Origin of the sequence: Streptomyces montanus (assembly GCF_005786655.1) — a bacterium.
Lineage (GTDB): Bacteria > Actinomycetota > Actinomycetes > Streptomycetales > Streptomycetaceae > Streptomyces > Streptomyces sporangiiformans.
This window is the reverse complement of sequence record NZ_VBZC01000009.1, coordinates 209,328-223,577: the sequence shown is the minus strand read 5'-3', so window position 1 is coordinate 223,577 and position 14,250 is coordinate 209,328. Positions and strand designations below refer to the sequence as shown.

General features: G+C 70.1%; 13 protein-coding genes. 6 read left to right on the top strand and 7 right to left on the bottom strand.

The features are described 5' to 3' along the window. The 6 genes from FE633_RS10675 to galU all read right to left on the bottom strand — a co-directional run. Positions 1-982, bottom strand: a 982-nt coding sequence (locus FE633_RS10675; protein WP_138044863.1) for a gephyrin-like molybdotransferase receptor GlpR, incomplete at its 3' end; no start/stop codon positions are given. 177 nt (positions 983-1,159) lie between these two features. After that, positions 1,160-1,819 (bottom strand): GNAT family N-acetyltransferase, encoded by a 660-nt coding sequence (locus FE633_RS10670; protein ID WP_171059889.1) that lies wholly within the window; start codon positions 1,817-1,819, stop codon positions 1,160-1,162. Then, a complete protein-coding gene (locus FE633_RS10665) occupies positions 1,816-2,361 on the bottom strand; it encodes a MogA/MoaB family molybdenum cofactor biosynthesis protein (RefSeq protein ID WP_138044862.1) in 546 nt (181 codons plus the stop codon). The genes FE633_RS10670 and FE633_RS10665 overlap by 4 nt, the downstream gene beginning before the upstream one ends. After that, entirely contained in the window at positions 2,358-2,870 is a 513-nt protein-coding gene (moaC, locus tag FE633_RS10660) for a cyclic pyranopterin monophosphate synthase MoaC (protein WP_138044861.1), read from the bottom strand. Before moaC ends, FE633_RS10665 begins: the two co-directional genes overlap by 4 nt. 61 nt (positions 2,871-2,931) lie before the next feature. Next, positions 2,932-4,260 carry a molybdotransferase-like divisome protein Glp gene (gene glp, locus FE633_RS10655; protein WP_138044860.1) on the bottom strand — a complete coding sequence of 443 codons (1,329 nt, stop codon included), beginning with the start codon at positions 4,258-4,260 and terminating at the stop codon, positions 2,932-2,934. Between the two features lie 5 nt (positions 4,261-4,265). Continuing rightward, on the bottom strand, positions 4,266-5,168 hold the full coding sequence (galU, locus tag FE633_RS10650) for a UTP--glucose-1-phosphate uridylyltransferase GalU (protein WP_138044859.1): 903 nt from the start codon (positions 5,166-5,168) through the stop codon (positions 4,266-4,268). Positions 5,169-5,301: 133 nt separating this feature from the next. On the opposite strand from galU, the gene FE633_RS10645 reads away from it, so the two are divergent. Next, positions 5,302-5,877: a 5-formyltetrahydrofolate cyclo-ligase gene (locus FE633_RS10645; protein WP_138044881.1), complete on the top strand. Its 576-nt coding sequence runs from the start codon at positions 5,302-5,304 to the stop codon at positions 5,875-5,877. Positions 5,878-5,961: 84 nt separating this feature from the next. Here the strand turns inward: FE633_RS10645 and FE633_RS10640 are convergent, their stop codons facing one another. Next, the gene (locus tag FE633_RS10640) at positions 5,962-8,706 is read right to left on the bottom strand and encodes a penicillin acylase family protein (protein WP_138044858.1); all 2,745 of its coding nucleotides are present in this window, start codon (positions 8,704-8,706) and stop codon (positions 5,962-5,964) included. A gap of 234 nt (positions 8,707-8,940) precedes the next feature. Between FE633_RS10640 and FE633_RS10635 the strand changes: the two genes are divergently transcribed. From FE633_RS10635 to FE633_RS10615, 5 genes are all read left to right on the top strand, one after another. Continuing rightward, positions 8,941-10,446: a potassium/proton antiporter gene (locus tag FE633_RS10635; RefSeq protein ID WP_138044857.1), complete on the top strand. Its 1,506-nt coding sequence runs from the start codon at positions 8,941-8,943 to the stop codon at positions 10,444-10,446. Positions 10,447-10,744: 298 nt separating this feature from the next. Further along, positions 10,745-12,058 (top strand): MFS transporter, encoded by a 1,314-nt coding sequence (locus FE633_RS10630; protein ID WP_138044856.1) that lies wholly within the window; start codon positions 10,745-10,747, stop codon positions 12,056-12,058. Positions 12,059-12,126: 68 nt separating this feature from the next. Continuing rightward, positions 12,127-12,450 carry an FmdB family zinc ribbon protein gene (locus tag FE633_RS10625; RefSeq protein WP_138044855.1) on the top strand — a complete coding sequence of 108 codons (324 nt, stop codon included), beginning with the start codon at positions 12,127-12,129 and terminating at the stop codon, positions 12,448-12,450. Positions 12,451-12,528: 78 nt separating this feature from the next. Further along, complete coding sequence (locus FE633_RS10620) at positions 12,529-13,371, top strand: S-methyl-5'-thioadenosine phosphorylase (RefSeq protein WP_138044854.1); 843 nt, start codon at positions 12,529-12,531, stop codon at positions 13,369-13,371. Between the two features lie 271 nt (positions 13,372-13,642). After that, positions 13,643-14,206 (top strand): CpaB family protein, encoded by a 564-nt coding sequence (locus FE633_RS10615; RefSeq protein WP_138044853.1) that lies wholly within the window; start codon positions 13,643-13,645, stop codon positions 14,204-14,206. Positions 14,207-14,250 lie beyond the last annotated feature (44 nt).

Sequence of the window (14,250 nt, the reverse complement as noted above, 5' to 3'; positions counted from 1 at the left end):
GGTCACTGGCCGGCCCCGGTCCGTCCTCCGGCTCGTCAGCGGCGCCCGGCTCGGCGGGCGGCCGCCGCCGGGGCTGCCGCTCCCGCAGCCGCTGCGCCGCTGCCTCGGCGCGCCGGCGATCCATCGTGTACGTGAAGCGCCGCCGCTCCTGCGAGCGCAGATACGCGATGTACACGCTCAGCATCACGGCGGGCACGCCGGGCGCCCACAGGAACGCGAGTCCGCCGACGGCCGCCACGATCGCGCCGAGTGTGAAGGCCAGGAAGAGAACGGTCGTGGTACGCCGTCGGCGCGCGAGTACCTTCGAGCGCCGAGCGCGCGCGGCGGCCTCCGCCGACGCGTTGCGCCGAGCGCGCGACGACGCGGACGACGATGCCGCGGACGAGGACGATGCGGACGCGGACGACGACTGCTTGGCACCCGACGAGGCACCCTGCTTGCCCCCCGGCTTGGCGCCCTGCTTGCCGCCCTGCTGAGGCACCGGCCGGGAGCCCGCCGGGCGGGCCGACTGCGCCCCCTTCTGGGAGCCGGGCTTCGGCGCCGCCGCGGATGCCGACTTGGACTTCGACTTGGGCGCCGGCTTCGCCGCGGGCCCGCCCTGCGCCTCGGGCCGCGCGTCACCGCGTGCGCCCCGCGCGCCTCGTGCGCCCCGCGCACTGTTCCGTGCGTTCCCTCGTTCGTCCTCGACGTCGGCCCGTACCTCGCGCCGTGTCTGAGGCATGGCGAAGGCCCGGGCGTCCACCGAGCCGGTGATGCCGCCCGTTTCGGCGCGCTGCTCCCCCTCTTCGGCGGAGCGCGCCCGCAGGTCCTTGGCGTACCGGCGCTCCATTCCCGCCCGTCCGGACAGCAGCCGGATGGCGGTGCTGAAGCGTTCCGTCGGACGGGCCTCATTCAGCTCGTCCTGCCTACGGAGCCACATAGGCACCAAGTAGGCGGCCCAGGCCCCGACGATGACTGCGTAGATGAGGCCGCTGCTGCTCACGCCTCACACGGTAGAGGGGTTTGCGTGAGGCCATCTGCCAATTCCGCCGGTGTGTCGCACGATCTGGCTGATATTTCGAGCTTTTTTTGTGACCGATGCGATCAGCAGGCCACCGGGAGGGCCACATTAATGTCCGAGGGCGGTCGAACGCCGATCATTTTCGAACACTTATTTCATTTACGCGGGGTTCCGAGGCGTGTCCCTTGGTGAGTTTTCGGACGCGTTCCGCGAGTGTGACCGCTGCCAGCGGCTGAGCAGCCCATCGGGTACCTCTTCGGCCGTGAGGGCGAAGACGAGGTGGTCGCGCCAGGCGCCGTCGATGTGCAGATAGCGGGGACGAATCCCTTCCTCTCGGAATCCGAGTTTCTCGACGACCCGGCGGCTGGGCCCGTTCTCGGGGCGAATGCAGACTTCGATGCGGTGCAGACCAACAGTGCGGAAGCAATGGTCGGCCGCGAGCGCGACAGCCGTCGGCATCACTCCGCGCCCGGCGACCGCCTCGTCCACCCAGTACCCGACATGGCCCGAGCACATCGAGCCCCAGGTAATCCCGGCGACCGTCAATTGCCCGACGAGCCGCCCCTTGTACTCGATGACGAACGGCAGCATCCGGCCCGCGTTGGCTTCGGAACGCAAGTGACGGACCATCTGGCGGTAGGTCGGCCGGTGCGCTATCGGCCCACTGGGGGTGGGCGGTGGAATGGTCGCTTCCCAAGGGCGCAGCCACTCCCGGTTACGCCGGTTGACCTCGCGCCAGGCTCGCTGGTCGCGCAGCTTTATGGGCCGGAGGAGGACATCGCCTTCCGCCAGCTCGACCGGCCACGATGGACTGTTCAGCTCGCACCCCCACTGCCGCTGGGTCTGGGGTGGTCGCCGCCGCGGATCTGGTCGACGGCGTGGATCAGCAGGGGCTCCAGGACCGCGAGCCCGTCCCGCACCCCGCCCGTGGAGCCCGGCAGGTTCACGATCAGCGTCCCCTTGGCGACTCCCGCGAGTCCCCGGGACAGTGCCGCCGTGGGCACCTTCTCTCTTCCGAACGCCCTGATGGCCTCCGGAATGCCCGGTACCTCGTGGTCGAGGACGCGACGGGTGGCCTCGGGGGTGCGGTCGGTGGGCGAGATGCCGGTGCCGCCGGTGGTGACGATCACGTCGTACCCCGCCTCGACGCCGCCCCTGAGCGCGCTCTCGACCGGATCGCCGTCGGGCACGACCCACGGTCCGTCGACCGCGAAGCCGGCCTTCGCCAGCCCCTCCGCGATCAAGGGGCCGCCCTTGTCCTCGTACACGCCCGCGGCAGCGCGGTTCGAGGCGGTCACGACCAGAGCGGAGTACGGAGCGACGAGGGCGCCGCCGATCGGCGGTTCGGCCGGTGCGGTCATGCCCGACTCCAGTCGCCCGACTTGCCGCCCGTCTTCTCCTCGACGCGTACGTCCGTGATGACCGCCTGCTTGTCGACCGCCTTGACCATGTCGATCACGGTGAGGGCCGCCACGCTGACCGCGGTGAGGGCCTCCATCTCCACGCCCGTACGGTCGGTGGTCTTCACGGTGGCCAGGATTTCGACGGCGTCGTCCGCGACCGACAGATCAAGCTTCACACCCGACACCGACAGCGGGTGGCACAGCGGGATCAGGTCCGGTGTGCGCTTGGCGCCCATGATGCCCGCGATGCGCGCGGTGGCGAGCGCGTCGCCCTTGGGCAGGCCCTCGCCGCGCAGCAGCTCGACCACCCGGGGTGAGACCAGGACGCGACCGCTGGCGCGGGCGGTGCGCGCGGTCACGTCCTTCCCCGACACGTCGACCATGCGGGCGGCGCCCGCATCGTCGAGGTGCGTCAGTCGGTCCTGCGCAGAGGGTCCGGGGGTTTCTCCCCGGGAAGGAACAGTCATGTGCTGCGGCGCTCCCGGTCGGGCCTGTTGTGCGCGACACGGTACCCCCAAGTCCGGGCACTCAGCCGAGCAGGACCACCTCGACCTCGGTACCGGGCTCCACGGACTCCACGGACTCGGGGACCACGATCAGCGCGTCGGCGTGCGCGAGGGCCGCGATCAGGTGCGATCCGGCACCGCCGACGGGGGTCACCTCCCCGTCCGCGTACCGCCCGCGCAGGAATTGACGGCGTCCGGTCGGTGACGTCAGCGCCTTGTCCGTCCTGAGGACCGCCTTGGTCGTGGGCCGGTGGACGTCGTCGAGGCCCATCAGGGTGCGGATCGCGGGACGTACGAACAGCTCGAAGGAGACGTACGACGACACGGGGTTGCCCGGCAGCGCGAGCAGCGGGGTGTGGTCGGGGCCGATGGAGCCGAAGCCCTGGGGTTTGCCGGGCTGCATGGCGAGCTTGCGGAACTCGATGCCGCTGCCGGGCTCGTCCTCGTCGCCGACGGACTCCAGCGCCTCCTTGACGACGTCGTATGCCCCCACGCTCACGCCGCCCGTGGTGACCAGCAGGTCGGCGCGGACGAGCTGGTCCTCGATGGTGGAGCGCAGCGTCTCGGCGTCGTCGGCGACGGCGCCCACGCGGTAGGCGATGGCTCCGGCGTCGCGGGCGGCGGCGGTCAGCGCGAAGCTGTTGGAGTCGTAGATCTGGCCGCTGCCCAACTGCTCGTCGGGCTGGACCAGTTCGCTGCCCGTGGACAGGACGACCACGCGCGGGCGCGGGCGCACGCGTACCGTCCCGCGGCCGATCGCGGCGAGCAGCGCGATCTGGGGCGGGCCGAGGACGGTGCCCGCTTCGAGGGCGCGGTCCCCGGCCTTGACGTCGCTGCCCTCCGCGCGCACGTGCGCGCGGGCCGGGGCCGGGCGGTGGATCCGCACCTGTCCGGTGGCCCCCTCGGGGGCCGCGCTGTGGGCGCGCATCCGGGAGGCGGCGCCCTCGCCGAGACCGCCGTCGGTCCACTCGACGGGAACGACCGTCTCGGCGCCGGGCGGCAGCGGGGCGCCGGTCATGATGCGGGCGGCCTCGCCGGGACCCACGTGGAGCGGTTCACCCTGGCCCGCCGCGACGTCCCCGATGACCGTGAGAACGGCCGGGAACTCCTCACTCGCGCCCGCGACATCGGTGACCCGGACCGCGTACCCGTCCATCGAGCTGTTGTCGAACGGCGGCAGGGAGACCGGCACCGTGACGTCCTCGACCAGAACGCAGCCCTGGGCGTCGAGGATCTGCAGCTCGATGGGATCGAGGGGGCGGACGGTCGTGAGGATGTCCTCCAGGTGCTCGGTCACCGTCCAGAGGTGGTCCTGGTCCTGGCCGGTGACGCGGGTCGCGGCGCTGCTCAAGATTGCTACATCTCCTCGGTGACGTAACTGCGAAGCCAGGTCCGGAATTCGGGGCCCAGGTCTTCACGTTCGCACGCGAGTCGGACAATGGCACGGAGGTAGTCGCCTCGGTCACCGGTGTCATAGCGGCGGCCCTTGAAGACGACGCCGTGCACGGGCCCGCCGACCTTCTCGTCGGAGGCCAGCTGCTGGAGGGCGTCGGTGAGCTGGATCTCGCCGCCGCGGCCCGGCTCGGTCTTGCGGAGTATGTCGAAGATGTGCGGGTCGAGGACGTAGCGGCCGATGATCGCGTAGTTCGACGGGGCGTCCTGTGCGGCCGGCTTCTCGACCAGGTCCGTGACCTTGACGACGTCGCCGTCCACGGTGGTCTCGACGGCCGCGCATCCGTAGAGGTGGATCTGCTCGGGCGCTACCTCCATGAGCGCGATGACGCTGCCGCCGTGCCGCTCCTGGACGTCGACCATGCGCGCGAGCAGGGGGTCGCGCGGGTCGATCAGGTCGTCGCCGAGCAGGACGGCGAAGGGCTCGTGGCCGACGTGCGGGGCCGCGCAGAGGACGGCGTGGCCGAGGCCCCTGGGGTCGCCCTGGCGCACGTAGTGCATGGTCGCGAGGTCGCTGGACTCCTGCACCTTGGCGAGCCGCCCGGCGTCGCCCTTCTTCTGAAGGGCCGACTCCAGCTCGTAGTTGCGGTCGAAGTGATCCTCAAGGGGGCGCTTGTTCCGGCCTGTGATCATGAGGACGTCGTCGAGACCCGCGGACACGGCCTCCTCGACCACGTACTGGATCGCCGGCTTGTCGACAACCGGCAGCATCTCCTTGGGAGTGGCTTTGGTGGCCGGCAGGAACCGGGTGCCGAGGCCTGCTGCGGGGATGACAGCCTTGCTGATCCTGGGGTGCGACTCAGTCATGCCCGACACCATAACCGGTGCCTTTGCGTGGAATCTGCGGCTCCGGTTAATTCGTTCTCATATGAGCGCATTACCGAGAGTACGGGAGCAAACTGTGAGTCAGCTGGGACCCGAGGCCGACTCTGGCAAGCGAATGTTGCGGCGAGCGTTCCTCACGGTGAGGAGCCGGTTGACGGCTGATGACCTGCGGGAAACGGAGGCCGTACTCGCCGCCCGGGCCCTGGAGCTGCCCGAACTGGCGCAAGCGCACACGGTGGCGGCGTACGTCTCCGTGGGGAGTGAACCGGGTACGCGCGCGCTCCTCGATGCCCTCCACACGCGCGGGGTGCGCGTGCTGCTGCCGGTCCTGTTGACGGACAACGACCTCGACTGGGGTGCGTATGAGGGCGAGGGCTCGCTCGCACCCGTACAACACCGGGGAAAGATGGCCCTCTTGGAGCCCGTGGGCGAGCCACTCGGCCCGGACGCCGTGCTCTCGGCCGACGCCGTGCTGCTGCCGGGGCTCGCCGTGGACGCGCGAGGGATGCGGCTCGGCCGCGGTGGCGGGTCGTACGACCGGGTGCTCGCGCGGCTGGACGCGGCGGGGGCCCATCCCGCGCTGGTGGTGCTGCTGTACGACTCCGAAGTGGTCGACCGTGTCCCCGAGGAACCGCACGACCGGCCGGTGCACGCGGTCGTCACCCCTTCGGGAGTGCGCCACTTCCGCTGAGGTCCCGCCCCTCGTACGCGACATGGCCCTCCACGCGCGCGTGCTGCACGCGCGCGTGGAGGGCCATGTGCCGATCCGCAGGCCTCAGGGCTTCAGTACCAGCGAGTCCGACGCGTTCTTGCCGACCGCCCTCTCCGACGAGTACCAGTTCAGCAGCTCACCCTTGACCCATTTGTCGGTCTGGTCGGTGTAGTGGCCGCTGTAGGCATGCCCGGAGGCACCGGTGAGGTTGATCCACTTGGACTTGTCGAAGTCGTCGAGGTTCACCACCATCCGCATCGACGGCACCCAGACCACCGAGTAGCCGCCCGCGGCGTTCCAGCCGGTGGCGTTCACCGCCGCCTCGCCGCCGCCGATGTCGTACGGGCCACGGTTGAGCATGTACTGCAGGAAGCCGGGGCCTTCGGTGCCCAGGGTCTGGTTCTCCAGGTACAGCCGGTGCAGCCGGCCCCAGCTCCAGGTGTCCATGTCCTTGCCGAGCTTGGCGGTCAGCTCCCAGCGGGCGTCCTCGAGAGCCCTTCCGAAGAGCTCGTCGCGGTTCGTGGCCGCGGTGTCGGTGCGCGTCTTCGGCGCCTGCCACCAGTCGTTGTCCTCGTCGTCGAGGATCTTGCGGACCACCTCGAACCAGCGGTCGCCGCCGTCCGGCTGCGCGTTGTCCGCGTCGCGCTGACCGCACTCGCGCACCCGCCGGTCCTCGTCGGCAGGGCCCGTCGAATCGGTCGGCTCGACGTACAGGCACTGGCCCTTGACCCGCAGCTCCTTGGGCAGCTTGTTGCCGAAGGACAGCTTCAGGATGTTGCGCCAGACCGCGTTGAAGTACGCGGCCGCCGCCGAATCGGCGTCCTGGGTGTAGTTCCAGCCCTCCAGGAGCTTCTGCCCCTCGCGCACGTTCTTGTCCGGAACGTCGATCTTGAGCAGCATCGGCACCAGGAGCTTGGCGATCTCACTGCTGTTGTCGAGCTGCATCTGGCGCATGTCGTCGGTCGAGATCTTGCCGCCGCCCTTGATCTTCGACTCGATGAGGTCGGTGATCCGCTGGCTGCGCGCGCCGTATCCCCAGTCCCTGGTGAGCACGTAGGGGTACTTGTCCTTGTCGACGACGGCCTGGTTGGCGGTCACGATGTAGCCGCGCTCGGGGTCGTACTCGTAGGGCAGTTCGGACTGCTTGATGTAGCCGGTCCAGCGGTACTTGGAGTCCCAGCCGGGCGACGGGAGCGAGCCGTCGCCGTCGCCGCGGATCGGGATTCTCCCGGGCAGCTGGTAGCCGATGTGGCCCTTGGTGTCGGCGTAGGTCAGGTTCTGCGACGGCACGTCGAACAGTGCGGCCGCCTTGCGGAACTCCGTCCAGTCGGCCGCCTTGTTCACCGCGAAGACGGCGTCCATCGACGTGCCGGGTTCCAGCGCGGTCCAGCGCAGGGCGATGCCGTAGCCGTCGCCGCGGTCGGGCGCCGCGCTGTCGACCGTGGCCTTCTTGCCGACCTTCACGAGCTCGTCGTCGCGGTCGGACAGCAGTGGCCCGTTGTTGGTCTCCCGCACGACGATCGTCTTGCTCCCGCCGCCCGCGATGTTGATCTTCTCCTTGCGGGTCGTGAAGGGCAGCACCTTGTCGTCGTACTCGTAGCCGTCCCCGGTGAGCTTCTCCAGATACAGGTCGGTGACGTCGGCACCGGAGTTGGTCATGCCCCAGGCGATGTTCTGGTTGTGCCCTATGACCACGCCCGGCATGCCCGCGAACGTGTACCCGGAGACGTCGTACTGGCACTCGGCGGAGACGCTCCGGCAGTGCAGGCCCATCTGGTACCAGACCGACGGCAGCGACGGCGACAGGTGCGGGTCATTGGCGAGCAGCGGCTTGCCGCTGATGGTGTGGTCGCCGGAGACGACCCACGAGTTCGAGCCGATGCCGTTGCCGTTCACGCCGACGGCCGTGGGCACGTCGTCCAGGACGTCGTAGAGCCCCGACAGCTGACTCTGCAGCCCGGAGGGTGCCGTGGCGCCGCCGGTGAGCCCGGTGCCGGCGGTGGACGTGCCGGCGCCGGCGCCCTGCTCGTACTCCTTGGTGATGTTGTTGTACGAGCCCTCCTGGACGATCGTCTTGTTCCGGCCGTACGGATACTCCGGGTACAGATCGTCGATCTGCTTCGGGCCGAGACGGCTGGTCATCAGGGAGCGGTCGATCTCGTCCTGCATGTTGCCGCGCAGGTCCCACGCCATCGCCTTGAGCCAGGCCACCGAGTCGACCGGAGTCCACTCCGCGGGCTTGTAGTCGTTGGAGAAACCGAGGGCCGCGTACTCCAGGGAGATGTCCCGGCCTTCCTTGCCCCGCAGGTAGGCGTTGACTCCCTTGGCGTACGCCTGGAGATACTTCTTCGTCTCGGCCGACAGCTTGGTCTCGTACTCCTCCTTCGCCACCCGGTCCCATCCGAGCGTGCGCAGGAACTCGTCCTTGTCGACCTGGCCCTTGCCGAACATCTCGGAGAGCGTGCCGGACGTCGTGTGGCGGCGCACGTCCATCTCGTAGAAGCGGTCCTGCGCCTGGACGTAGCCCTGCGCCATGAACAGGTCCGCGTCGGACGAGGCGTAGATCTGCGGGATTCCGTTGTCGTCCCGCTTGACGTCGACCGGCCCTGACAGTCCGTCGAGTGCGATCGAGCCCTTGGTCTGCGGGAAGGAGGCTCTCACGGTGCTGATGGACCAGTACGCCCCGAAGGCGACGCCCCCGATGATGGCCAGGACCAGCGCGATCATGATCAGACGGGCTCTGCGCCCCTTCTTCCTGCCGGAATTTCCGGGCTTCTGGCCGGAAGATGAGGTGGTGTTGGGGGGCATCGCTGTCCTTGCTGTCCTAACGCGAGCGGCAGACGGGGCTGTGCTTTTGACTGAACGATGGAGCAACCATAGGTCAGGGCTCTCAGCGCCTTGACGCGGAGTCGGGAACGCGCGCATTCAGCAGTTCGAGACCGTATGCGCAGTCACTGTCGGGCCGCCCCCGCGATCGTCAAGAAAACGTCAAGAGTTAGGTAAGGTAACGAAGTACCTGGGGTACCGAGAAGGGAACGGCCGCTGACTGTCCACCACCTCAACCAGCTTTTGCTCGCATGCTCGCTCGTTCTGCTCGTCGCGGTGGCAGCGGTTCGGATCTCCTCGCGCAGCGGGCTCCCCAGCCTGCTCGTCTACCTGGGCATCGGCATCGCCATGGGCCAGGACGGAATCGGCGGCATCCAATTCGACAACGCCGAACTGACCCAGGTCATCGGGTACGCGGCTCTGGTCGTGATCCTGGCCGAGGGCGGCCTCGGAACGAAGTGGAAGGAGATCAAGCCGGCTCTTCCGGCCGCCTCCTCGCTGGCGCTGGCCGGTGTCGCGGTGAGCGTCGGCGTCACGGCCACGGCGGCCCACTATCTGATCGACCTGGAGTGGCGGCAGGCGCTCATCGTCGGCGCGGTCGTGTCCTCGACGGACGCGGCGGCGGTCTTCTCGGTGCTGCGCAAGGTGCCACTCCCCCCGCGCGTGACGGGCACGCTGGAGGCCGAGTCCGGCTTCAACGACGCTCCGGTGGTCATCCTCGTCGTCGAGTTCTCCACGGCCGGCCCGATCGAGCACTGGTACTCCCTGCTCGGCGTGATAGCCATGGAGCTCGCCATCGGCGCGGCCATCGGCCTCGCGGTGGGCTTCCTCGGCGCGTACGGGCTGCGCCATGTGGCACTGCCCGCCTCCGGTCTCTATCCGATCGCCGTCATGGCGATCGCGGTCACGGCGTACGCGGCCGGGGCGCTCGCCCACGGCAGCGGCTTCCTCGCCGTGTATCTGGCGGCGATGGTCCTCGGCAACCAGAAGCTGCCGCACTGGCCCGCCACCCGCGGCTTCGCCGACGGGCTCGGCTGGATCGCCCAGATCGGCATGTTCGTCCTGCTCGGCCTGCTGGTCACTCCGCACGACCTGGCCGACGACATCTGGCCCGCGCTCGCCATCGGCCTGGTGCTGACCATGGTGGCGCGGCCGCTGAGCGTCGTGATCGCGCTACTGCCGTTCCGCAGACCGTGGCAGGAACAGGCCCTGATGTCCTGGGCGGGCCTGCGCGGCGCCGTGCCCATCATCCTGGCGACGATCCCGATGGTGTACGACGTCGAGGAAAGCCGTCGAATCTTCAACATCGTCTTCATACTGGTCGTCGTCTACACCCTCGTCCAAGGCCCCACACTCCCGTGGCTGGCCCGGCAGCTGCACCTGGACACCTCCGCCACAGAGGCCGCCGACCTCGGCATCGAATCGGCGCCTCTGGAGCGGCTGCGCGGGCATCTGCTGTCCGTCTCGATCCCGGAGGGGTCGAAGATGCACGGCGTCGAGATCAACGAACTGCGGCTGCCCGCGGGCGCGGCGGTCACCCTCGTCGTACGGGATGGAAAATCGTTCGTTCCGCTGCCCACCACCGTGCTGCGCCGCGGCGACGAGCTGCTCGTGGTGGCCACGGACCCGGTCCGGGACCAGGCCGAGCGGCGACTGCGGGCCGTCGGCCAAGGCGGCAAGCTGGCGGACTGGCTGGGGACGGGCGGCAACGGGACTTCGTAGGTGGCTGCGGGCGCTGCGGGGGCTGCGCAGGCGGCTACGGGGCTACGAGGGCTTCGTAGGTGGATGCGGCTCGGGTGCTCGCTTTCCCAGGGGCACGATCGTTGATACCTGTACGATGAAGGCGCACTCAGATCGAACCGACTCTGCCTGACGCAGAGCTGGCGCGACCGTATGGCGGCCGCGGTGCCCTCACAGTGGGCGGCCCGGTATCTACCGCAGCTCCGCGCAAGAGGACAGCTCTCGGCACCCCCGCGAACAAAAAAGGGGCCCGCTACCAGGCGGCAGAAAGGCACGGGCCGTGGCATCCACGGTCGCTTCCGGACGAGGACCGTCCGGTATTTCCGGGTCCCCCGGCAACTCGGTCCCTTCCCGCCCGGGATACGGGCAGCTGCTGCGCACCCGCGGCGCATGGACGTTCCTGATCCCCGGCTTCGCCGCGCGACAGCCGTTCGCGATGCTGACGCTGTCCCTCGTGCTGCTCTTGCGGCACACCACCGGCTCGTACGGTGCCGCCGGTGCCGTCGCCGCCGTCACCGGTGTCTCCATGGCACTGTTCGCGCCCCTCGCCGGCCGTCTCGCCGACCGCCATGGCCAGCGCACGGTCCTGATCCCCGGCGTCCTCGTACACACCGTGTCAGGACTCTCCCTGACGGTCCTGGCGCTCGGGCACGCTCCCCTCTGGACGCTGTTCGCGGCCGCCGTCCCGACCGGTGCCTCGGTGCCACAGATCGGGCCCATGGTGCGCGCCCGCTGGGGTGTCAAGCTCCAGGGCACGCCCCTGATGACGACGGCGGCGGCGTTCGAATCCGTCACCGACGAGCTGACCTTCGTGCTCGGACCACTGCTGGCGACCGCGCTGTGCACCACCGTCGACCCGGCCGCGGGCCTGCTGACGGAGGCCGCGCTGACCCTCGTCGGCGGCCTGCTGTTCGCGGCCCGGAGGGGCACACAGCCTTCGGTCGTTCTCGGTGGGCACGCGCGCGTGGAGCACGCGTCGGCCCTGTCGGTCCCCGGAGTACGCGTCCTGATCGCGGCCTTCCTGGGCATCGGCTCCGTCTTCGGCGGCATGCAGGTCTCGCTCGCCGCGTTCACCGAGTCGATCGGTGAGCCCGGCCTCAACGGTGTCCTGTACGGCACGTTCGCCGCGGGCAACATGCTCTCCGGCGTCGTCTGCGGCGCCGTCGCCTGGAAGGCGGCCCCGCGCCGCCGCCTGGTCGTCGGGTACGCCGCACTGGCCCTGACCGCCTCCGGGCTGTGGGCCGCGCACTCCGTGGCCGTCCTCGCCGGGGTCGGGCTCCTGGTCGGCATGTGCGTCGCGCCCGCCCTGATCACCGGCTACACGCTGGTCGACGGCCTGGTGCCGACGCGTGCCCGCACGGAGGCCTTCACCTGGCTGACCGGCGCGGTCGCACTCGGTCAGGCGGCGGCCGTCACGGTGGCCGGACAGCTGGAGGACCGCTTCTGGGACGGTGCCGGATTCCTCGTCCCGATGGGCGGCACGCTGCTGGCCCTGGCGACCCTCGTGGCCCTGCGCTCGCGGCTTGCGACCAGGCCCGTAAGCCGGACCGTCGCACGTGGCGTCGGTCACCGCGTATCGCTGACAGTGGACTGAACGCAAGGAATAGGTCAGACTGGATCGTCGTTAGCACTCATCGAGTGAGAGTGCCAGGAGGAAGACAAGTGCCGACGTACCAGTACCAGTGCACCGAGTGCGGCGAGGGCCTCGAGGCGGTGCAGAAGTTCACCGACGACGCCCTGACCGAGTGCCCCAACTGCGCCGGCCGCCTGAAGAAGGTGTTCTCCGCGGTCGGCATCGTCTTCAAGGGCTCCGGCTTCTACCGCAACGACAGCCGCGGTTCCTCGTCGAGCAGCTCGACGGCCAAGCAGTCGTCCTCGGCGTCGTCCACGTCGTCCGGTTCGTCGACCGCTTCCTCCACGTCGTCGTCCTCGGACTCGGCGTCGTCCGGCTCCAGCGGTTCCTCGAGCAGCAGCTCCGCCGCGTAGGGCCGGCTTTCTTACGAGACCCTGTCGTCGTACGACGGCGGGGTCCGCGGCGTTTTCGGGCCGGGCTAGGGTGCGGTCATGGCGAACACGGAGAACGCCGAGATCGGCGTCATTGGCGGCTCGGGCTTCTACTCCTTCCTCGACGACGTGACCGAGATACAGGTGGACACCCCTTACGGGGCCCCCAGCGACTCCCTCTTCCTCGGCGAGATCGCCGGGCGGCGGGTCGCGTTCCTGCCCCGCCACGGCCGCGGCCACCATCTGCCGCCGCACCGCATCAACTACCGCGCCAACCTGTGGGCCCTGCGCTCCGTCGGGGCGCGCCAGGTGCTCGGGCCCTGCGCGGTCGGCGGGCTGCGGGCCGAGTACGGCCCCGGGACGCTGCTCGTGCCGGACCAGTTCGTGGACCGTACGAAGTCCCGGGCGCAGTCGTACTTCGACGGGCTGCCGCTGCCCGGGGGGCAGGTGCCGAACGTCGTGCATGTGTCCCTGGCCGACCCCTACTGCCCCATCGGGCGCAAGGCCGCGCTGGAGGCGGCGCGCGGGCGCGACTGGGAGCCGGTGGACGGCGGGACGCTCGTGGTGGTCGAGGGGCCGCGGTTCTCCACCCGGGCCGAATCGCTGTGGCACCAGGCGCAGGGCTGGTCGGTGGTGGGCATGACCGGGCATCCCGAGGCGGCGCTGGCCCGTGAACTCGAGCTCTGCTACACGTCGTTGACCCTGGTCACCGACCTCGACGCGGGGGCCGATACCGGCGAGGGGGTCTCGCACGACGAGGTGCTGAAGGTGTTCGCGGCGAACGTGGACCGGCTGCGGGGCGTTCTGTTCGACGCGGTGGCCGCCTTGCCCGCGAACGCGACGCGGGATTGTCTGTGCACGAAGGCGCTGGGCGGCATGGATCCGGGGTTCGAGCTGCCGTAGCGCGGGCGGTCGGCGGTGGCGACTGAGGCCAGCGCCGAGCGGCGGGGGCTGGGCGTGAGGTCTGGCGTGACTTCTGGTGTGAGTTCTGGCGTGAGGCCTGGCGTAAGGCCTGGCGTAAGGCCTGGCGTAAGGCCTGGCGTGGGCGGAACTTCCCCTTCGGGTGAGCGAGTTGTCCACAATCGGCCGGTGATCCACGGGCCTCAGCGGGATTCGGCGCGAAGCCGCACTCTGGCATCGCAAGCCGATCTCCCGACCGCAGGTGGTGGTTCCCGTGTCGCAGCTCTCTTCCTTCCCGCGCCCGTTGGGAGCGGACGCGCCCGGCACATGTGACGTGCCGCATTTCGCTCCCGTGCGGGTGCGCGGCGGGCGGTATCAGCTGCGGCGGCTCGTGCGGCACAGAAGGCGGGCCGTGGCCGCGGGCCTCGCCATGACCGCTGCCGCGCTGGTGGCGGCGGGGCCGCGTGACGCGGGCCGGGCGCAGGCCCATCCGGCCGAGGGTCCCTCCGCTGCGGCGGAGTCCAGAACGACGGGCGGATCCGCACGGGAGCCGCGTGCCGTCGCGATGGTGACGGCGCCGGTGCGGATCGCCGACGGCGCGACGGTACGGCTGTTGCGGCCCGGCGATCGTGTCGACGTCGTCGCGGCCGAGGAGTCCGCGGCGGGCGGCGGGGACGCGCGGGTGGTCGCGCGAGGGGCGCGGGTGACGAAGGTGCCCGAGGCCTTGGACGGCGTGACCGAGGCCGGCGCGCTGGTCGTACTGTCCGTGCCGCGGAAGACGGCGGTGCGGCTGGCGGGAGCCGGCGCGACCTCGAGGCTGGCGGTGACCCTGTGCTGAGCCTGCGCGAGACGATCACCGGCCGGCGGTCACGTCCCTGGCCG

What these genes read in the sequence shown, in the direction of transcription:
- FE633_RS10620 (WP_138044854.1), top strand. Translation starts at nt 12,529, where the DNA reads ATGGCGAACACGGAGAACGCCGAGATCGGCGTCATTGGCGGCTCGGGC.
- moaC (WP_138044861.1), bottom strand. Translation starts at nt 2,870, where the DNA reads ATGACTGTTCCTTCCCGGGGAGAAACCCCCGGACCCTCTGCGCAGGAC.
- FE633_RS10645 (WP_138044881.1), top strand. Translation starts at nt 5,302, where the DNA reads ATGTTGCGGCGAGCGTTCCTCACGGTGAGGAGCCGGTTGACGGCTGAT.
- galU (WP_138044859.1), bottom strand. Translation starts at nt 5,168, where the DNA reads ATGACTGAGTCGCACCCCAGGATCAGCAAGGCTGTCATCCCCGCAGCA.
- FE633_RS10640 (WP_138044858.1), bottom strand. Translation starts at nt 8,706, where the DNA reads ATGCCCCCCAACACCACCTCATCTTCCGGCCAGAAGCCCGGAAATTCC.
- FE633_RS10665 (WP_138044862.1), bottom strand. Translation starts at nt 2,361, where the DNA reads ATGACCGCACCGGCCGAACCGCCGATCGGCGGCGCCCTCGTCGCTCCG.